17 protein-coding genes, 2 tRNA genes, 1 other RNA gene and 1 pseudogene are annotated in these 18264 nt (G+C 69.6%); 12 read left to right on the forward strand and 9 right to left on the reverse strand.

Annotation, left to right across the window (positions count from 1 at the left end):
• Positions 1–9 precede the first annotated feature (9 nt).
• The 3 genes from OG735_RS20410 (at position 10) to OG735_RS20420 (ending at position 1990) form a co-directional block, all read left to right on the forward strand.
• Positions 10–1290 carry a sensor histidine kinase gene (locus tag OG735_RS20410; RefSeq protein WP_327324618.1) on the forward strand — a complete coding sequence of 427 codons (1281 nt, stop codon included), beginning with the start codon at positions 10–12 and terminating at the stop codon, positions 1288–1290.
• Positions 1287–1895 carry a response regulator transcription factor gene (locus tag OG735_RS20415; protein WP_327324619.1) on the forward strand — a complete coding sequence of 203 codons (609 nt, stop codon included), beginning with the start codon at positions 1287–1289 and terminating at the stop codon, positions 1893–1895. Before OG735_RS20410 ends, OG735_RS20415 begins: the two co-directional genes overlap by 4 nt.
• Positions 1896–1917: 22 nt before the next feature.
• Positions 1918–1990, forward strand: a tRNA-Gly gene (locus OG735_RS20420).
• Between the two features lie 76 nt (positions 1991–2066).
• Here the strand turns inward: OG735_RS20420 and OG735_RS20425 are convergent.
• From OG735_RS20425 to ffs, 6 genes are all read right to left on the reverse strand, one after another.
• On the reverse strand, positions 2067–2966 hold the full coding sequence (locus OG735_RS20425) for a phosphoribosylaminoimidazolesuccinocarboxamide synthase (protein WP_327324620.1): 900 nt from the start codon (positions 2964–2966) through the stop codon (positions 2067–2069).
• A gap of 107 nt (positions 2967–3073) precedes the next feature.
• Positions 3074–4534: a N,N-dimethylformamidase beta subunit family domain-containing protein gene (locus OG735_RS20430; RefSeq protein ID WP_327324621.1), complete on the reverse strand. Its 1461-nt coding sequence runs from the start codon at positions 4532–4534 to the stop codon at positions 3074–3076.
• A 253-nt stretch (positions 4535–4787) separates the two neighbouring features.
• Entirely contained in the window at positions 4788–6428 is a 1641-nt protein-coding gene (locus OG735_RS20435; protein ID WP_327324622.1) for a hypothetical protein, read from the reverse strand.
• Between the two features lie 211 nt (positions 6429–6639).
• The gene (gene purD, locus OG735_RS20440) at positions 6640–7890 is read right to left on the reverse strand and encodes a phosphoribosylamine--glycine ligase (RefSeq protein ID WP_327324623.1); all 1251 of its coding nucleotides are present in this window, start codon (positions 7888–7890) and stop codon (positions 6640–6642) included.
• A gap of 60 nt (positions 7891–7950) precedes the next feature.
• Positions 7951–10143: a DNA polymerase III subunit gamma and tau gene (locus OG735_RS20445; RefSeq protein WP_327324624.1), complete on the reverse strand. Its 2193-nt coding sequence runs from the start codon at positions 10141–10143 to the stop codon at positions 7951–7953.
• 119 nt (positions 10144–10262) lie between these two features.
• An RNA gene (ffs, locus tag OG735_RS20450) (signal recognition particle sRNA small type) lies at positions 10263–10361 on the reverse strand.
• Positions 10362–10433: 72 nt separating this feature from the next.
• On the opposite strand from ffs, the gene OG735_RS20455 reads away from it, so the two are divergent.
• Positions 10434–10521 (forward strand) — tRNA-Ser (locus OG735_RS20455).
• A gap of 193 nt (positions 10522–10714) precedes the next feature.
• On the opposite strand, the gene OG735_RS20460 is transcribed toward OG735_RS20455, so the two are convergent.
• Positions 10715–11512: a bestrophin-like domain gene (locus OG735_RS20460; RefSeq protein WP_327324625.1), complete on the reverse strand. Its 798-nt coding sequence runs from the start codon at positions 11510–11512 to the stop codon at positions 10715–10717.
• A gap of 376 nt (positions 11513–11888) precedes the next feature.
• On the opposite strand from OG735_RS20460, the gene OG735_RS20465 reads away from it, so the two are divergent.
• Both OG735_RS20465 and OG735_RS20470 read left to right on the forward strand, forming a co-directional pair.
• Positions 11889–12860, forward strand: coding sequence for an alpha/beta hydrolase (locus OG735_RS20465; protein ID WP_327324626.1), 972 nt, complete (start codon positions 11889–11891; stop codon positions 12858–12860).
• Between the two features lie 245 nt (positions 12861–13105).
• Positions 13106–13243 (forward strand): hypothetical protein, encoded by a 138-nt coding sequence (locus tag OG735_RS20470; RefSeq protein WP_327324627.1) that lies wholly within the window; start codon positions 13106–13108, stop codon positions 13241–13243.
• A gap of 109 nt (positions 13244–13352) precedes the next feature.
• On the opposite strand, the gene OG735_RS20475 is transcribed toward OG735_RS20470, so the two are convergent.
• On the reverse strand, positions 13353–13571 hold the full coding sequence (locus OG735_RS20475; protein ID WP_327324628.1) for a hypothetical protein: 219 nt from the start codon (positions 13569–13571) through the stop codon (positions 13353–13355).
• 733 nt (positions 13572–14304) lie between these two features.
• Between OG735_RS20475 and OG735_RS20480 the strand changes: the two genes are divergently transcribed.
• From OG735_RS20480 to OG735_RS20500, 6 genes and pseudogenes are all read left to right on the forward strand, one after another.
• Positions 14305–14577: a hypothetical protein gene (locus OG735_RS20480; protein ID WP_327324629.1), complete on the forward strand. Its 273-nt coding sequence runs from the start codon at positions 14305–14307 to the stop codon at positions 14575–14577.
• Between the two features lie 18 nt (positions 14578–14595).
• Positions 14596–14883 (forward strand): hypothetical protein, encoded by a 288-nt coding sequence (locus OG735_RS20485; RefSeq protein ID WP_327324630.1) that lies wholly within the window; start codon positions 14596–14598, stop codon positions 14881–14883.
• A gap of 307 nt (positions 14884–15190) precedes the next feature.
• The gene (locus OG735_RS20490; protein WP_327324631.1) at positions 15191–15547 is read left to right on the forward strand and encodes a PRC-barrel domain-containing protein; all 357 of its coding nucleotides are present in this window, start codon (positions 15191–15193) and stop codon (positions 15545–15547) included.
• A 554-nt stretch (positions 15548–16101) separates the two neighbouring features.
• Positions 16102–16488: a DUF5994 family protein gene (locus OG735_RS20495; RefSeq protein WP_327324632.1), complete on the forward strand. Its 387-nt coding sequence runs from the start codon at positions 16102–16104 to the stop codon at positions 16486–16488.
• 46 nt (positions 16489–16534) lie between these two features.
• Positions 16535–16708, forward strand: a pseudogene (locus tag OG735_RS41995) (ABATE domain-containing protein); the annotation flags it as partial.
• A 169-nt stretch (positions 16709–16877) separates the two neighbouring features.
• Positions 16878–16943 (forward strand): hypothetical protein, encoded by a 66-nt coding sequence (locus OG735_RS20500; protein ID WP_327328393.1) that lies wholly within the window; start codon positions 16878–16880, stop codon positions 16941–16943.
• 8 nt (positions 16944–16951) lie between these two features.
• Here the strand turns inward: OG735_RS20500 and OG735_RS20505 are convergent, their stop codons facing one another.
• Positions 16952–18169, reverse strand: coding sequence for an NAD(P)/FAD-dependent oxidoreductase (locus OG735_RS20505; protein WP_327324633.1), 1218 nt, complete (start codon positions 18167–18169; stop codon positions 16952–16954).
• Between the last annotated feature and the right edge of the window lie 95 nt (positions 18170–18264).

Consider the following 18264-nt stretch of genomic DNA (forward strand, 5'->3'; position numbering starts at 1 on the left):
TCTGTGCGGGTGAAGGGCTGGAGCGGCCGCAGCGGACTGGCGAAGGTGGACCTGTACACCCGCGGCACGGTCTATCTGATCGTGTGGGCGGGGGTCCTCGGGCTGACCTTGCTGCTGCAGGCCCGGCCGGTGCACGAGGACGGGCAGCTGATGCTGGTCATGACCGCCTCGCTGCTCGCCGTCGCGCAGGGGGTGCTCTGCGGACGGCTCGGCCGACACGCGATGGACGCCTATCTGGGGCAGGGGCAGGTGCCCCGGAGCCTGGTCTCGCGGGCGGCGGGGGTGACGGCCGCGACGACGGCCGCCGTGGTGGCGCTGGCGGCGACGGTCGATCTGACAGGTCTGCTGCCGACGATGCTGGCGGCAGGGCTGGCGCCGTTCCTGACCGTCCACTGTCTGCTCGTACGCAACCGGACCACGGCCCTGATCCAACTCGCGGTGCTGGCCGTGGTGGGCGGGCTGGTTGCGCTGACCGGCAGCACCGCCGCTCAGGCGCTGTTCGCCATCGTGACGACCGGCTTCGTGACCGGCTGGATGGCTTTCACGGCCCGGTGGTCCATGTGGGTACTGGCGGTGATGTGGGAGCTGCGCGAGGCGCGCGACGTAAAGGCGCGGCTCGCCGTCGCCGAGGAACGGCTCCGCTTCGGCCGCGATCTGCACGATGTACTGGGCCGGAACCTCGCCGTCATCGCGCTCAAGAGCGAGCTGGCGGTGCAGCTGGCCCGGCGCGCGCGGCCTGAGGCGGTCGACCAGATGACAGAGGTCCAGCGCATCGCCCAGGAGTCGCACCGAGAGGTACGGGACGTGGTGCGCGGCTACCGCGAGGCGGACCTGCGGGTGGAAGTGGAGGGCGCGCGGAGCGTGTTGGCGGCGGCCGGGATTGCCTGCACCGTCGAGTGGGGGGAGGCGGAACTGCCCGGCGCTGTCCAGTCGGCGCTGGGCTGGGTGGTCCGGGAGGCCACGACGAACGTGCTGCGGCACGGGGACGCGCGGCGCTGCACGATCTCGGTGCGCACCGCGGATGACACCGTCGTCCTGGTCGTCGAGAACGACGGGGTGACCGAAGCGGGATCGGGTGATGCCCCGGGCTCGGGGCTCGCGGGCCTGCGGGAGCGGCTGTCCGCGGTGGGCGGCACGCTGGAGGCCGGCCCGTGTCGGGGCGGACTCTTCCGGCTGACGGCCCGCGTTCCCCTTGAGCACGACGGAAACGATCGAGACGACCGGGACGACGGGAGCGACCGGGACGACGGGGACGACCTGGTCGGGGATGACATGAAGGAGGCGGTGTGACGGTACGCGTGCTGCTCGCCGACGACGAGCATCTGATCAGAGGCGCCCTGGCCGCGCTGCTCTCGCTCGAAGACGATCTCGTGGTGGTCGCCGAGGCGGCAACGGGCTCCGAGGCCCTCGCCATGGCGCGGGCGCACCGGCCCGATGTCGCAGTCCTCGATCTTCAGATGCCCGACCCGGACGGTGTGAGTGTGGCCACATCTCTCAGGGCTGAACTGCCCGAGTGCCGGACCATGATCGTGACGAGCCACGGGCTGCCCGGCCATCTGAAACGGGCACTGGTGGCGGGAGTGCGCGGGTTTGTACCGAAGACCGTCAGCGCCCAGCGGCTGGCCGAGATCATCCGTACCGTGCATGCCGGAAACCGTTATGTGGACCCGGAGTTGGCGGCCGACGCGATCTCGGCGGGGGACTCTCCGCTGACCGCGCGGGAGGCGCAGGTGCTGGAGCTGGCGGCGAACGGGGCGCCGATCGCGGAGATCGCGGAGAAGGCCTCACTGTCGCAGGGGACGGTACGGAACTACCTCTCGTCGGCCGCGTCCAAGCTGGGGGCCGAGAACCGACACACGGCGGTGCGTCTCGCACGCGAGCGAGGTTGGGTATAGTGGTCTCCGCGCTACGGCGCATGCGGACGTAGCTCAGTTGGTAGAGCGCAACCTTGCCAAGGTTGAGGTCGCCAGTTCGAACCTGGTCGTCCGCTCAGATTGAAGGCCCCGGTCCTGGTGACCGGGGCCTTCTTCGTGCGCGCCCCGTCGCGCGTACTTCTTCGTGCGCCGCTACTGCCAGGGGGTGCCGGTCAGCAGCTCGTACGCCTCGATGTACTTGCCGCGGGTCGCGTCGACGATCTCCTGCGGGAGGGCCGGGGGCGGCTGCTCGCTCTTCCTGTCCCAGCCGGAGGCGGGCGAGGTCAGCCAGTCGCGGACGTACTGCTTGTCGTACGACGGCTGGGCGCGGCCCGGCTCCCAGGTGGCGGCCGGCCAGAAGCGCGAGGAGTCCGGGGTCAGCACCTCGTCGGCGATGACGAGCTCGTCGCCCTCGAAGCCGAACTCGAACTTGGTGTCCGCGAGGATGATGCCGCGCTCGCGGGCGATGTCACGGGCCCGGCTGTAGACGGCGAGGGTCGTCCGGCGCAGCTGGGCAGCGGTGTCCGCGCCGACCTGACGGGCGACTTCCTCGTAGCTGACGTTCTCGTCGTGGTCACCGACGGCCGCCTTGGTGGCGGGCGTGAAGATCGGGGCCGGGAGCTCGGAGCCGTCGCTGAGGCCCTCGGGCAGCGCGAGACCGCAGACGGTGCGGGACTCCTCGTACTCGACGAGACCCGATCCGGTGAGATAGCCGCGGGCGACACACTCGACCGGGACCATCCGCAGGGACTTGCAGACAAGGGTGCGGCCGGCCCAGTCGGCAGGCGCGCCGGCGGGCAGTTCGGTGGAGATGACGTGGTTCGGTACGAGGCTCTCGAGACGCTCGAACCACCAGAGCGAGAGCTGGGTGAGCACCCGCCCCTTGTCGGGGATCTCGGTGGGCAGCACCCAGTCGTACGCGGACATGCGGTCGCTGGCGACCATCACGAGGTCGCCCGCCTCGTTCTGATACAGATCGCGCACCTTGCCGGTGTGCAGATGTACCAGGCCCGGCACCTGAAGCGGCTCGGGCTTTTCGACGAATCCGGACACGGTTCCTCCCCGCGGTGGAACAAGAGGGGCGCCCCGAAGCGGCACCAACGCGTCCGATTGTCCCGTACGCGGGAAGTGCGGGCCCGGCCAGGGGGCCCTCGGCGTCTCTAGTCGCGTTTGCAGATCCGGTCGAGCAGATTGGCGGTCGCCCGCTGGACGCGGGTGTCGACATGGCCGGGCCGGTCCAGCGCCGGGGACCAGGCGAAGGTGCCGGACGCGAAGACCAGGGCGCCGGAAGGGGCCCGGTAGAGGGACGTCTCCTGGTGGCGGGTGGCGTCCTCGCTGTCCCGGTACGGGGAGTGGGCGAGCAGGATCCGGCCCTGGTGCTCGGGGAGCGCGGTGCGCGGGAAGTAGCGGTCGGCCTCGCCCGCGACCAGTCCGGCGAGCTCGTCGCCCTCACCGGCGCCGGTCGCCTCCCAGAGCCAGTGGTCCGCGTTCCGTACGACCAAGGGATGCGGCTCGGGGACCCGTCCCGCGTACTGGATGCCCAGCAGTTGCTGCTCGGCCCGGTCGATCTCGCGCCAGAGTGCGGGCTTGCCGGGGCAGCGGCGCTTGCGGCAGGTGAGGAGACGGTCGGGTACGCCGGAAGGCGCGGGCCCGAGCTCGACCTGCCAGTACATGGTGTTGGCGGAGAGGAAGACGAGCGAGGTGCCTTGGTCGCGGGCGAGCTCGACGGTGCGGCGCATGGGCGCCGACCAGTACTCGTCGTGGCCAGGGAAGACCAGTCCTCGGTAGCGGGAGGGGTCGACCCGGCCGGCGTGGAGGTCGCGGGTGTCGGCGTAGGCGAGGTCGTAGCCGTAGCGCTCGGCCCAGCGGATGAAGTCGTAGGCGTGACCCACGTGGAGGGGGAGGCCGGCGCCTGCGTACGGACGGTCGAAGGAGACCGTGATGGCGGCGTCCTCCTCGCCGAGGAGCCGGCCCGTCTCGTCCCAGGCGTGGTAGAGGCTGGCGCCGGTACGGCCGTCCTCCGGATAGAGGTTGTACGCCTGCCAGGTGATGTCCGGGAGGAGCAGGAGGAGGTCGGCGGGGCGGTCGTCGCGGACCGTGAAGGGAATGTGGGAGCGGTAGCCGTCGCCGGTGGTGAGGACGGCGACGTAGGCGCCGATCGACCAGTAGGAGGGGATCTGCAACCGCCAGGAGAGCCACCAGTGGTGGCAGGAGACCGTGCGGTCGGCGGCGAGCGGGGGCGGCTGGACGATCCCGGAGAGGCGCGGGCTGGTGGTGATCTTGGCGGCACCGTCGCCCGCGTAGTGCCCGATGCGGTAGATGTCGACGGAGTACTGCTGGGGCGGGTCCACGGTGATGTGGAAGTCGATCGACTCACCGGGTGCGGCCGCGCCGGTGGACGCGAAGCCCTTGATCTGGCGGCGTACGTCGTCGGCGGAACGGGGCCCGCCGGAGCGGCCTCTGGCAAGGGTGGGGTCGGCGTACCAGGGGACGACCTGGCCGGTGTCGTCGAAGTAGTGCTCGCTGCCGCGCAGCCACGGGAGCGGGCCCTGCCCGAAGGGATCCGTGACCGCGTGGGCCAGGGCGCCCGATTCCCATCGCCGGATCTGCTCCGCCCCCATGCTGCGCCCTCCCTCGATGCCCCGGGACCACTGTGAGGCGCCGATTGTTCAGCGCCGGTCTCCAGCACATCACATAACGCACGCACTCCGTCACCGTTCGTCGCGAATTGGCGTGAACGGAACGTGCCGTTCCTTCGTGCGAGAGCGTGATCGACCGGTTCCGGAAGCGTGGCTCGACCGGTTCAGGAGCGTGACTCGAGGTTGGGGAGCGTGACTCGACCGGCTCTCGGGGCCGGTGAGTGGAGATGCGCGCCTACACCAGGCGGACCGGCTTCTCAGGGCGGATGCCCAGCGTGGTCAGCCAGCCGCGCAGTGGGGCCGCGTCGCCGCCCTCGATCAGGCTCAGGACGGGGCTGCCCAGGTCTGCGCGGCGTTCGCCGTTGATCAGAAGGGCCGGGCCGTCGAGCCAGTCGAGGCCGGGGACGGCGCCCGCGGTGTCTACCGCGGCGCAGCAGACCATCGCCGTGACATGGTCGGCGAGCAGCTCGCGGCCGGTACGCGGCGGCTGCAGCGGGAACAGGGGCAGCGGGTCCGCACCCCAGCCGTTGACGGCGTCTGCCGGGCTCTGCGGGACCGGCGCCGCCTCCTCCTCGCGGGCGACCTCCGCACTGATCCCCGCCGCCAGGGTGTCGCCGATGGCGGTGCCCCGCGCCGACAGGTGGTTCATCACCCGCGCGAGCGTCGGGCCGTCGGGGCCGGTCGACGGAGGCACGCCCAGGCCGTCGAGCACCCGGTGGAGCCGGGCCGCCTCCGTACGCCACTTCCGGTCGACGACCTCTTCCGGATACTGCTGCCAGTCCACCGGGGACCAGTCGGGCCCTGCCTCGGCCGGGCCACCGTGGAAGAGGCGGGCCGCCAGCAACGAAGCGGCCTCGTCGACCGCGCCCGGCTCCTCGAGCAGGTCGCAGGCGGGGCGCTCGCCCAGCCGGGATGCGAAGCCCTCGGCGAGGCGGTCGCGGCGGGAGAGCTCGGTGAGGGCCGAGACGACGCCCGCGTCCAGACGGGAGGGCCAGCGGCCCATACGCCAGGCGGGCAGCGCGACCCGGGTCAGCAGCCGGTCCCACCCCGCGTAGGCGAGGCCGACCTGCTCCTGGGCGACGATCCGCAGACCGTAGTCCACAGCCTGTGCACGCTCGGAGGCATCGGCCGCGACCCCGCGCTCCATCTCACCGACATGCAGCTGGCAGCTGCGCAGCAGCAGTCGGGCGATCCGGCCGACAAAGCCGAGCGCGAGCCTGGGTATCGCCCCCCGGCCGGGGCTCGCGGCAACCGCGACCGCCGCGTCCAGTCCCCGTACGAAACGGCGCGCCGCGGCTATGTCCGGGTGCGCGGAAGGCGCGGTCCCGGCCACGACGGGCGCCAGCACCGCCCGGAGCTCCGCGACCCGCATCCACCACAGGAACGGCGAGCCGATCACCAGCACGGGCGCCTCGGTCGTCCGGCGTCTGCGCCCGCCCTGAATCCCCCGGATCGCATGGGCCGGGTGCGTACGGTCCTCGAGCCAGCTGTCGCAGTCGGGTGTGAGCGCGAGCGCGGACGGCGCGGGCACCTCGAGGCGCTCTGCCACGTCCCGCACCAGCCGGTACAGATCAGGGGCAGCCCGCTCCGAGAGCTCCACGGTCGGGCTGAGTGCCGGACTGGCCCGAACGATCACGGTCGCGACCGCCGCGGCGACCAGCAGCACGATCACCGCGCAGAACGTCACACCCCAGCGCGCCGCGTTCCAACTACCGCCGTCCATATGGTCCGTGGTACCGCCTGCCAGCAGCACGACGGCGACGGCCGCGGGCAGCAGCGCCACGGCCAGCGCCCGGCTACGTATACGCAGCACGGCGAGAGCCCGGGACCGCGCGGCCTGCGCGCCCATGGACTCACCGATACCGGAACCCGACACGGCCGGACTCACCCCCTCTGCCCTGCGACGGTGCTGCTCACTCCCCCACTGTGGCACCCACCACTGACATCGCAATGCCGGTGGGCCAAGTGCCGGAATGCCTGCGCCGCACCCTAGTTGGGGCTTCGGCGGGCGTCATCCGGATGGGTCACCCGTCACTCGATGGAATGGCTTTGGGTAAAGGTGATGACGGGCTCCGGGCCCTAGAGGTTCACTCCCCGGCGGCTTTGCGTGCGATGTCCGTACGGTGCTGCGAACCGTCCAGCCGGATCCTGGCCACCGCCTTGTACGCGCGTTCACGGGCCTGCGCCAGGTCCTTGCCGGTCGCGGTTACCGACAGTACGCGGCCACCGGCGCTCACGACCGCGTCGCCTTCGTGCCTGGTCCCGGCGTGCAGGACATACGCATGGGGGGCATCCTCGGCCGCGACCTCGTCCAGGCCCTCGATCGGGTCGCCGGTGCGCGGGGTGTCCGGGTAGTTGTGGGAGGCGACGACCACGGTCACGGCCGCGACCTCGCGCCACCGCAGCGGCGGCTCGAGGTCGAGGGTGCCCTGGGCCGCGTTGAGCAGGACGCTCGCGAGCGGCGTCGCGAGGCGGGCCAGGACCACCTGGGTCTCCGGGTCGCCGAAACGGGCGTTGAACTCGATGACCCGTACGCCGCGCGAGGTGATCGCGAGGCCCGCGTACAGCAGCCCGGAGAAGGGCGTGCCACGGCGGCGCAGCTCGTCGACGGTCGGCTGGAGGACGGTGGCCATGACCTCGTCGACCAGCTTGGGGTCGGCCCACGGGAGCGGGGAGTACGCACCCATGCCGCCGGTGTTGGGGCCTTCGTCGCCGTCGAGCGCGCGCTTGAAGTCCTGGGCGGGCGTCAGCGGGACGACGGTCTGGCCGTCGGTGATGGCGAAGAGGGAGACCTCGGGGCCGTCGAGGAACTCCTCGATGACGACGCGGTCGCAGGCCAGCGCGTGCTCTCGGGCTGCGGCGAGGTCGTCGGTGACGACGACGCCCTTGCCGGCGGCCAGGCCGTCGTCCTTGACGACGTACGGAGCGCCGAAGGCGTCCAGGGCCTGGTCGATCTCCTCGGGAGTCGTACAGAGATAGCTGCGGGCCGTGGGCACTCCGGCCGCCGCCATCACGTCCTTGGCGAAGGCCTTGGAGCCCTCCAGCTCGGCGGCCTCCCGGGAGGGGCCGAAGCACGGGATGCCCGCGGACCGTACGGCGTCGGCGACCCCGGCGACGAGCGGCGCCTCGGGGCCGACGACGACGAGCTCGGCCGCCAGCTCGGTGGCGAGCCGCGCCACGGCCGCGCCGTCCAGCGCGTCGACCGGGTGCAGCTCGGCGACCTCGCCGATGCCGGCGTTTCCGGGCGCGCAGTGCAGAGCGGTGACGTCGGGGTCGAGGGAGAGAGAGCGGCACAGGGCGTGTTCGCGGGCGCCGCCGCCGATGACGAGGACCTTCACGGCAGCCAGCCTAACCGCCGGGGGCGGCTGGTCCTGTACGGGCCTCCGAGGACCCGCCCCCTACTCGTTCGTATATTCCTCCACGACCGTGGCACCGAGCTCGCGCACGATCAGGTCGTGGCCGGAGAGCGCGGAGTCGACGAGGTCGGGATCGTCCTCTTCCGGTACGTCGTCCTCGGGAGCGACCGGGGGCGGGGTGTGCACCGGGGCCGCGCGCGGGGGCTCCGGCGCGGAGGTCTGCGAGCCTGATCCGGAGTGGGAAACCGCCGGGGCGGGGCGGGGCGCGGGGGCTGCGGGGGGCTGCGGGGCCGGGGCCGCCTGGGCACGACCGCCGCCGAAACCGCCACCGAAGCCGCCGCCGGACGGGGGCTGGGCACCGCCACCGGGACCGCCTGCGCCTCCCGAGGGATCGATGATCGCCTCGACCTTCCACTGCACATTGAACTGCTCGGAGAGCGCCTGCTTCAGCACCTCCTCGCTGCCACTGCTCGCGAAGTTGTCCCGAGCGCCGGCGTTGATGAAGCCGAGCTGGAGGGTGGTGCCGTCGAAGCCTGCGACCTGGGCGTTCTGACTGAGCAGGATCCAGGTGAAGCGGCGGCGGTTCTTCACGGCCTCCAGGATGTCCGGCCACATGTTCCGCACCTGTACGGCGCCCTGCACCATGCCGGCGCTCGGCGCGGCGGGAGCGGACGCGGCCGAGGCGGGAGCGGCGGCTGCGGGCGCGGGTGCCGCGGGCCGGCCGCCCTGTCCCGGGGCCGATGCCGTGGGCCAGCCACCGGGACGCCGCCCCGGCTCGGCCGCGGCAGCGGCGGGCCAGGCCCCCGGGCGTGACCCGGCCGGCTGTGGCTGCTCCACCGGGGGAGCCACCGCCTCGGGAGCGGGCGCAGGGGCAGGCGCGGGAGCAGGCGCGGGTGCGGGTGCGGGAGTGGGCGCGGCAGGAACAGGAGCGGGCGTGGGCACACCTCCGCCCCGAGCCGCCGCGCGGGCCGCGGCGGGCCCGCCCCCCTGCGGGACCGGCGGTACGGGAGCGTGCGCCTGCGCCTCCGGCCCCGGCACGTACCCCATCGCGGGCCCGGAGCCCCCGGTCGAGAACGTCGCACCCCGCTCCAGCCGGTCCAGCCGCGCCTGCATCGACCGCTCGTCGTCGAAGGCTGCGGGCAGCAGCACCCGCGCACAGATCAGCTCGAGCTGCAGCCGCGGCGAGGTGGCGCCGCGCATCTCCGTGAGCCCGGTGTTGACCAGATCGGCGGCGCGGCTCAGCTCGGCCGCACCGAAGACGGACGCCTGCGCCTGCATACGCTCGACCACGTCGGCCGGTGCGTCGATCAGGCCCTTGTCCCCCGCGTCCGGCACGGCGGCCAGGATCACCAGGTCCCGCAGCCGCTCCAGCAGATCGGCGACAAAGCGCCGCGGGTCGTTGCCGCCCTCGATGACCCGGTCCACGACCTCGAAGGCCGCGGCCCCGTCGCCCGCCGCAAAGGCATCCACGATCGAGTCGAGCAACGACCCGTCCGTGTACCCGAGAAGGGAGGTGGCCATGGCATACGTCACACCTTCCTCGGTCGCGCCCGCCAGCAGCTGGTCCATCACGGACATCGAGTCACGCACGGACCCGCCGCCGGCCCGCACGACGAGCGGCAGCACGCCGTCCGCCACCGGGATGTTCTCCTTGCCGCACACCTCGCCGAGGTACTCGCGCAGCGTCCCCGGAGGCACCAGCCGGAACGGATAGTGGTGCGTACGCGACCGGATCGTCCCGATGACCTTCTCGGGCTCGGTGGTCGCGAAGATGAACTTGAGGTGCTCCGGCGGCTCCTCGACCACCTTCAGCAGAGCGTTGAAGCCCTGCGGGGTGACCATGTGCGCCTCGTCGATGATGTAGATCTTGTACCGGCTGCTCGCCGGCCCGAAGAAGGCCTTCTCCCGAAGATCACGCGCATCGTCGACACCACCGTGCGACGCGGCGTCGATCTCGATGACATCGATCGACCCCGGCCCGTTCCTGGCGAGGTCCTGGCAGGACTGGCACTCGCCGCACGGCGTCGGCGTGGGCCCCTGCTCGCAGTTCAGACAGCGGGCGAGGATGCGCGCACTGGTCGTCTTTCCGCATCCGCGCGGCCCGCTGAACAGGTACGCGTGATTGACCCGGTTGTTCCGCAGGGCCTGCTGCAGCGGGTCAGTGACATGCTCCTGCCCGATGACCTCGGCGAACGACTCGGGGCGATAGCGGCGGTACAGCGCAAGGGACGACACGCCTACGAGGTTATCGGGGCCCACTGACAAGCGGCGCCGCCCGACGGCGCCGGGGACCGGGCCGCATCGGAGCTGCGTCGCGGACCGGGAGGCGGACCGTCGGACGGGCAGCGCCCGCAAACGCAAGCGCCCCCCACGCACCCGCCAGAGCCAACCTACCCTTGCTGCCTTCCGGCCCTGGGGGAGTTCAGTCAGATAGCGCCACGTGAGGGGCTCCGCACAGGGTACCTGATCGCAGGGGGTGGGAACGAGTTCGCTAGCACTCCTCAACGTCTTGTATTGTTTGCCGCGGAGGATTCGCCTAGTGGCCTAGGGCGCACGCTTGGAAAGCGTGTTGGGGGCAACCCCTCACGAGTTCGAATCTCGTATCCTCCGCCATTGCTCTCACCGGGCAATACGTTGAAGGGCCCCACCGTTCGCGGTGGGGCCCTTCGGCGTTGTGGGCGCTCAATGGCGACCAACGTCGACAGCTGCCGACAGCTCGACAGCAGGTCAGGGCTTTGATCGATCAGGCGGCCGCAGGTCACGGCCTCCGGTGAGCAGTTGTAGGCGTACTGATCGCGCCCGTCGCCTACGGCCCGCCGTCGAAAAAGCTGGACTTCAGGTTCCCGATGATGTCGTCGAGTGGATGCCCACTGACGATGAACGGTCCGCTCCAGGGCGCGCTGAGTGCGAAGAGCAACGCAAGGCTCAGCCCGACCACACTCGCAACACCTACGATCAGCAGTGACGTTCGCAGGCTGCTGCGGAAGACCAGTGCGCCGGAGTTCACGATCAAGGCCAGTCCGCTGACCACAAGCGTGACGACGTAGAGCGCGGGAACGTCGCGCGAGGCGGCCGCAACGCGGGCGCGACGACTACTGGTGACACCGTCCATGGAAACCACCAGCTCCGTGCCTGTCGGGGTTCCCACCTCGGGCCTGGCCGCCTCGGCGCGCACACTCCGCTCCAGCCGTGCGATCGCGCGAGCGGTGGCGGGGTCGTCACCGGACGCCGCTGCTGTAGCCTCCCACTCCCTGGCACGCGTGTTCTGCAAGTAGTCCAGCAGTGCCGCATGGATCGGCTCCGACTGGACCCGCGGACTTGTCGCCGCCCATGCCAGACGGGAGGCCGCGGCCGCCTCGTCGCTCACCAGCCCCTCGGCTGCGCGCAGGTAGCCGGACTCGCTGGCCAGTGTGAGTGCCGCAAAGATCGCGAAGGCAGCGCCGAGTGTCGGCATCAGGGGCGTGGCGATCTGCGGCACCCGATCCCGTTCCTCGACCGGTACGAGCACCCGGACGCCGACCCGCGCCACGGCCGCGACCAGTAAGGCAAGTAGGAGCCCGCCCACAACCAGCACCACCGCCGGCAGCGAGGTCAACCAGTTCACCGCATCACCTACAGCGCGTTACCGCGAGCGCCACATGGCGGCGGCACATCGGCCCCCGCGACCTGGAGCTCCTCGTCGATCACTTTTCATGAACGCTCCATGATCACAGGTCGAAGACCTTTGACGCTCGCGACGCTCGCGACGCCCGGCACGGCATCTCATTGCGTTGGCCAGACAGCCGAATACGGCCCAGTACGAGGCTGTACTGACAACGACGCCGCGCCCGTCTCACGCAAGCTGCGAGTTTGCATGACCCGGTCGCCAGTGCCACACGCTCCAGCGCCTTGGCCAAAGTTGCACCGATGCGCTGCTGAGAGACGATGGGAAACGGTTGGGTCTGGCCGTCACGACCGAATTTCGAGGCAGGAGGCACACCATGGCCACTTCTTCGTTGCTCCCGACGCCGGTCCTGGAGCCCGCGGCCCAGGAACTGGCGGATGCCACCAAGCCGCACCCACGCCTCTACGAAGTCCCACCGGAGAACGGCCGAGAGATCCTTGATGGTCTGCAGGCGGGCCAGGGGGTGGCCAAGCCCGCGGTGGACGAGGAATGGGTGAGCGTCGACGCAGGCCAGTACGGCCAGGTCCGAGCCCGAATCATCCGTCCCCACGGGGCGACGAAAACCCTCCCGGTGGTTTTGTACATCCACGGCGCCGGATGGGTGTTCGGCGACGCGAATACTCACGACCGACTGGTGCGGGAACTGGCGACCGGAACGGATGCCGCGGTGGTCTTCCCGGTCTACGACCTGGCCCCCGAGGCGAAGTATCCGACTCAGATCGAGCAGAACTACGCGGTCGGTAAGTGGATCATCCAGAACGGCGAGGAGCGGAACCTCGATGTCTCCCGGATCGCGGTATGCGGTGATTCGGTCGGCGGCAACATGTCCGCCGTCTTCGCGCTGATGGCCAAGGAACGCGGCGATGTTCGCCTTGCGGCCCAGGTGCTGCTGTACCCGGTCACCGATGCCAACTTCGACACCTCTTCGTACCAGCAGTTCGCCGATGGCTACTACCTCACTCGCGACGGGATGAAGTGGTTCTGGGACGCCTACACCAGCGACCCCGAGCAGCGCGCCGAAATCTATGCCTCCCCACTGCGCGCCGACATCGAGCAACTCCGTGGTCTTCCTCCCACCTTGGTCATCACCGATGAGGCCGATGTGCTGCGTGACGAAGGCGAGGCGTACGCATCCAAGCTGCGCGAGGCGGGAGTGGACGTCACGGCGGTACGAGTGCTGGGGATGGTCCATGACTTCCTCATGCTCGACAGCCTCCGCGACTCCAAAGCGACCGTTGTCGCACGCACGCTGGCCATCGAAGCGCTGCGCCGAGCACTCCACCCGTAGCCCGCGCTTGGGCCCTTGGGGCCTTTATCTTCAGGCCAAGCGCGTGGGCTGAGCCACGAGGGCGCCTGGGGCTGGCGTCATGCACCCAGGCGCGACCGGCCAGATCGCGACGGTTGCCGTCCAAGTGTCCGTCTCAGTTGGCCTTCGGCGGCTCCATCCGCCCTGGGGCGCTTCCATGCCACTTCCGTGCCCGACGCAGCGGAGACCTCGGGGCTGTCAGTCGCGCCCGGCGCCATGGCGCCCCCATGGCTGCGGCCGACCACGGTGATGGTCAGCGCCACCACGAGCATGGTGCCGAGCACCAGCGGTTGCGCGGTGGTCTCGTTCTGGAGGTGACCATGCAGCTGGTGACGCTGTACGGCAGCACCAGCCCCATGCAGTGAACCCCGGAACTGGAGGGTTCCGGGGTTCTGGCCAACCTACTGGTATTCAGATGCACCGGTGGGCCGAGTAATACTCCTGGCCATAAGACGTTGTCGCAGAATGCCGCTGTCAGATGCTGGTGGTCTGCACCGAGACGAGACCGGCGAGCTGCGAAACGGGCAGGGCGGGCGCGAGGGACCGGGCAGTCCCGACTACGTCGCCGATACCAACGGAGGCGCCATTACCGGCGACATCGGCACCGGCGCTGGCGACACCACCGGAAATGTTGTCCAGCTCACTGTCGGAAATCTCGACGGTCTTAACCTGGGGGGTGAAGTCCTTGCGCACGACTTTCCCTTCCTTTCAATTCTCCGGGGTTCCTGAACGGGCGTCGGCCGGGTTTACGGCAAGACAAATCCGGCCGGTTCAACGGGCGCCTGACACCCAACCGGGCACCGATAATTACGACTCCCGTACTCGCAGGATGCAATCACGCCGAGGGACCGCCGGGCAACTTACCTCCCGGTTCTTTTCGGTGCACACACTTCGTCACCACAACATGCCTTGAAGTGCAGTTTTGTCTGCCGGTTGGTGACGAACCCCATCGCACGGAATCTACGGTCAACACTCACGTAAAAGCCCTGCACACGACCCCGACAGGGCATGTCTGCATTTACGGTTCGACGCACACCCAGCGATACGGGATGGCATGAGATGTCCACATCTTCTACCTATCGATGCATAGGTGAAACGAAAACGGCATTTAGCGACAAGACCCCCTGGGGCACACGCCGCCTCCCTCGCGATGGACAGCCCAGAGGAAATGACTCCGTCACGCGGAAAAAGCACGACAAGAAGCCGAACTTTCACCGAAATATTGATTCGGAACCGGCGGTTCAGGATCACTCGGACTGTGAAATCGGGAGCGGGGCCGGGACATCGAGCGGATGCGAGCCGGGGGCCCTGTTCGCGCCGGAGTAGTGTGAAGACACCGGGGCCGTTTCGAGCGCGCCCGCGCATGCCGTTCCACGCCTTCGCCTCACACCACTGGGCACACCATTCGCCGGACAGCGAGGCCATCATGAAATCTGCGGAACCAGTGCCCGGGGCAGGGCTCGCTGAGGTTCGCATCGTCGCCACGTCCCCCGAAGCCGCCCGCCGGGTCGCAGAGGTTCTCCGGCACTTCTTCACCTCCACCGAACAGCGCAGCTACCCCGCCGGTCACGACGGCGGGACCCGGCTGCACATCACCCTGGACACCACGCACACCCCCGAGCCCGCCGATTCGGCCCCGCCATGGCTGGTGACCAGCAAGTCAGCGGCGAATGACCGCCCGCACAGAGACGAGGTCTGAGGAGACCAGGTGGCAGTCATGGCATCTCTGACCGAGCGGAAGGCGTACCGCGAGAAGATCATGCAGGCTCTGTACGAGGCCACTGAAGGCAACCGCCTCCTGGGTGTCACCGGGGCGCAACTGCTTCACGATCTCGGGATCCGCGAAGAGGATCTGGCTGCCGCCTGCACCTATCTGGTGGGCGAGGAGCTGATCGCGGTCGACTGGGCCACAGGCAACACGCCCGCCATGGTCACGCTGACACACGAAGGAATCCGGCGTATGGAGGCCATGGAAGAAGAGCAGGGCCGAGCCGACGAGCAGTAAAATGGACTGTGGGTTGGTGCACTCTCACGTGCAACCGCCCGGAAGGGCGACCTCGGCGTGTATACGCCGAGGTCGTTGCCCAAGCCGTCGGTGCGACAGCGCAGCAGATGCCAGGGCTCGCCTGCGGGGCGGGCGCGGATCCGACTGGGTGAGTGAGCGTGGTGTCAGGGGCCCGCGGGGGCAGGCTGGAATGAGGGCCACCGATTCCAGGTGCTCGGCCGCGACATTCCGTGGGACGGCTCGCACCGACTGGTGATCCGCTCGGACGGCTCGCACCGACCGGTGTCCCGCTCAGGAGGGAGAGGGCATGATCCAGGCAGCCGACATCCGCGAGTGGCGCGACCACGATGTCGTCGACGAGAAGCAGCGCAAGATCGGCGTGCTCGAAGCGGTCTATGTGGATACCACGACCGACGAACCGGCCGTGGCCACGGTCCGGACCGGGCTGCTGAGTCGCCAGCGCCTGGTCTTCGTCCCCCTCGACAAGGCCATCCTCGGACCGGGATACCTCAAGGTCTCCTACGCCAAAGGACTGGTGAGGAAGGCCCCTTCGATCGGCACGGACGACGTACTGCCCGCCGGGCAGGAGGAAGCGATCTTCCAGCACTACGGCATGACCTACCAGCCGGGCGCCAACGGCGAACGGCAACTCGCGCGCCGCTGACCCCCGACGCTGAGTACAGCTCAGCACTGAAGGCTCAGCGCTGAAGAAGGATTCGGGTGATGGTGCTGGTCCCGGAGTGCTCGGCGGCGTCGTCCCATCCGCCGACTGCAGCGGCAAATTCGAAACATATCGGCGGGGTCCGGCCGGGGGTACCCTGGGAATACCGAGAACTTTTCGCGCACCAGCTTCCATTGCTCGTGTCGTTTTCGGTGATTCACGACACCGGGCCGGTTTCGATCGGGCCGGGGCAGGGTCCGCGTCATGACCGCGACCATGTTGCATACGCCCGCGGTCGAAGACCGGACCTCTTCGCTGCCCCTCCGGCTCATGCTCGCGCCGGCCACCAGCCCACCCGGCCTCAGGTTCAGCTGCGCAAGAAGTCGTTGCTCAGGTACCACTCGGCCCAGGGCAGTTCCACCCACGTCCCGCGGACACGCGGCTTCGAGTGCCACTGGCGGCGTCTCATGACCTGCGATTCCAGCATCCCGAATCCTCTCCTGCTCCTCGAGGACACAAGCGATCAGCCGATAGTTCCCGGCGCGGCTGTGCTGAGGATGGAGACGACCTCCAGCCGTGTGGGGTTGTTCGACGGCGCGTGGTGGCCGAGCTCCCGCGACATCGAAACCCAACTGCCCGGCCTGATCACCGCCCTGACCGCCAGACTGGGCCCCATCGCAAGCGTCGGTCTGGACGCGAGCGCCTGGAACCACGCTCCCGGCCACCTGGCCATCGACGGCCGCACGGTCCATATCGACTGGTCGGCCGTCGACGACAGCACAATGATCATCACTCGCGGCCCTCAGGACCACTTCTCCTTCCTGGTGATCCCGCCACAGGCTCCCGCATCGGCCGCACGCGCCGCGATGGCCATGGCCGTAATGGACAGCAACTGCAGATCGGCGGAGCAGATCCTCACCGTCACCGGCATCACCCCCGCGTAGTCGGATCAGCCAGGCGGGGCTGCCGGCAGATCCGGACGGAACGCGGATCACCACCGAGGACCTCGCAGACGCACGAGCCCTGCGCGAAGCGCTCTACCGGCTGCTGCTCGCCGCGATGGGCGGGCAGGACCCTGATCCGGCCGACGTCGGACACGGAAACCGAAGCCGATGCGGAAGCGGAAGCGGAAGCGGAAGCGGAGAGCGAGCGGCAGCCGGTCCTGCACTGGCGAGCCGAGCACCCCGCGCCCGCGGCCCTCGCGACGCTGGCCCGCGACGCGGTGCTACTGGTCAGCGGCCCACTGCTGGCCCGGGGCAAGGAGTGCGCGAACCCCGAGTGCGCCTTGCTGTTCCTCGACGACTCGCAAGCCCGCCGACGCCGCTGATGCTCCATGGACCGCTGCGGCAACCTCGCGAAAGTCGCCGAATACCGCTCCCGTACACGCAACAGTTCCTGACGCCGCGGTCACCCGTTCGGAATCGCCGCGCCCATGATCCGATCCACGCTTTCGTCCGAGAAGAAGTCCGCCGGCGACGTGACCCCGGCCGCCACCCTGGCGAACCCGTCCATTGCCGGACGGCTCTGCGACACCGCGCCGAGCAGTTGTTGCAGCTCGGGAGGCGGCGGATCCAGCGCGGCGAGCTGGGCCGTGAACTCGTACATCGGCATGACCTGGGTGTCCCTCCTCTCCTGGTAGTCATGCATGGCCGCGTCGAACGCCCGGCTGCCGGTGAAGGTCTCGTCGAGCGCCCGCGCACACAGTTCCGCGTCCCTGAACGCGTCCTGGATGCCCTGGGCAGTGATGAAGTCCTTGAGGTACCCGGCGTCGCCGACCAGTGCCCAGCCGGGGCCGTACGGCCGCCGGAAGAAATTGGGCACCGCCATTCCGACGAGTCGTTCCACGCGAGCGGCCGAGCCGGCCCGTTCGGCGAACGAGGGGACGAGCGCCATGGTGGCCAGGTAACCGGCTTCGATGTCCGCGCGGTTGGCCTCGAAGTCTCGGATCGGCAGCCCGCAGATGACCACGGTCCGGTCGTCGTTGGTGGGCCATGCGGCAAAGGCCCGGTCGGGCCGTACGTAGGTCTCGAACCGGCCTTCCATCGGCAGGCCCGTCCAGTAGGAGTAGTAACTGCACTGGAGCTTCGGCTTTTCGGCGTACCGGACGGCGCCGACGGTTTTCGCCACCAGCGAGTTGATGCCGTCGGCTCCGACGATGACACGGGCGTACTCCGTGACGCTCTTCCCGCCCGCGCTGTGGCCCCTGATCCCCGTCACCGTGTCCCCCTCGATCACGAGGTTCTCGACGGTGAAGCCTTCGCGCACCTCCGCGCCGGACTCGGCTGCGGCATCGATCAGGATCTTGTCCAGGACCGTACGGCGTGGTGCGTACGCGGCCCGGAACCCGTTGCCGGTCGGCGATCCCTCGATGGTGAAGTGCCCGAAGTCGAAGGAGTAGGTGTCGATCGCCGGACAGCCGCTCGCGATCACCTGGGGCAGAAGTCCCCAGCTGTCCAGTGCGGCAACCCCTGGCGGATGGACAAGATGAGTGGAGACCGTGTCGCTCGGGAACCTCGCCCGGTCGACCACGAGCACCCGGTAGCCCCGGCGGGCCAGGAGCATCGCCGTTGGTGCGCCGGCGCACCGTGCCCCGACGACGACGGCGTCGTAGACCTGTTTCGACATGACGTCACCTCTCACATCGCGGAAGGACTCATCGACGAAAACGCTAGCCAGCAGGCAGGGTTCGGCGCTTCCCGCGAACGTCCACTCACGGGCAT

It is taken from the genome of Streptomyces sp. NBC_01210 (assembly GCF_036010325.1).
In the GTDB taxonomy this organism is placed as follows: domain Bacteria; phylum Actinomycetota; class Actinomycetes; order Streptomycetales; family Streptomycetaceae; genus Streptomyces.

What these genes read in the sequence shown, in the direction of transcription:
- OG735_RS20465 (WP_327324626.1), top strand. Translation starts at nt 11,889, where the DNA reads ATGGCCACTTCTTCGTTGCTCCCGACGCCGGTCCTGGAGCCCGCGGCC.
- OG735_RS20470 (WP_327324627.1), top strand. Translation starts at nt 13,106, where the DNA reads ATGGCTGCGGCCGACCACGGTGATGGTCAGCGCCACCACGAGCATGGT.
- OG735_RS20495 (WP_327324632.1), top strand. Translation starts at nt 16,102, where the DNA reads ATGGAGACGACCTCCAGCCGTGTGGGGTTGTTCGACGGCGCGTGGTGG.
- OG735_RS20430 (WP_327324621.1), bottom strand. Translation starts at nt 4,534, where the DNA reads ATGGGGGCGGAGCAGATCCGGCGATGGGAATCGGGCGCCCTGGCCCAC.
- OG735_RS20490 (WP_327324631.1), top strand. Translation starts at nt 15,191, where the DNA reads ATGATCCAGGCAGCCGACATCCGCGAGTGGCGCGACCACGATGTCGTC.
- OG735_RS20480 (WP_327324629.1), top strand. Translation starts at nt 14,305, where the DNA reads ATGAAATCTGCGGAACCAGTGCCCGGGGCAGGGCTCGCTGAGGTTCGC.
- OG735_RS20505 (WP_327324633.1), bottom strand. Translation starts at nt 18,169, where the DNA reads ATGTCGAAACAGGTCTACGACGCCGTCGTCGTCGGGGCACGGTGCGCC.
- OG735_RS20485 (WP_327324630.1), top strand. Translation starts at nt 14,596, where the DNA reads ATGGCATCTCTGACCGAGCGGAAGGCGTACCGCGAGAAGATCATGCAG.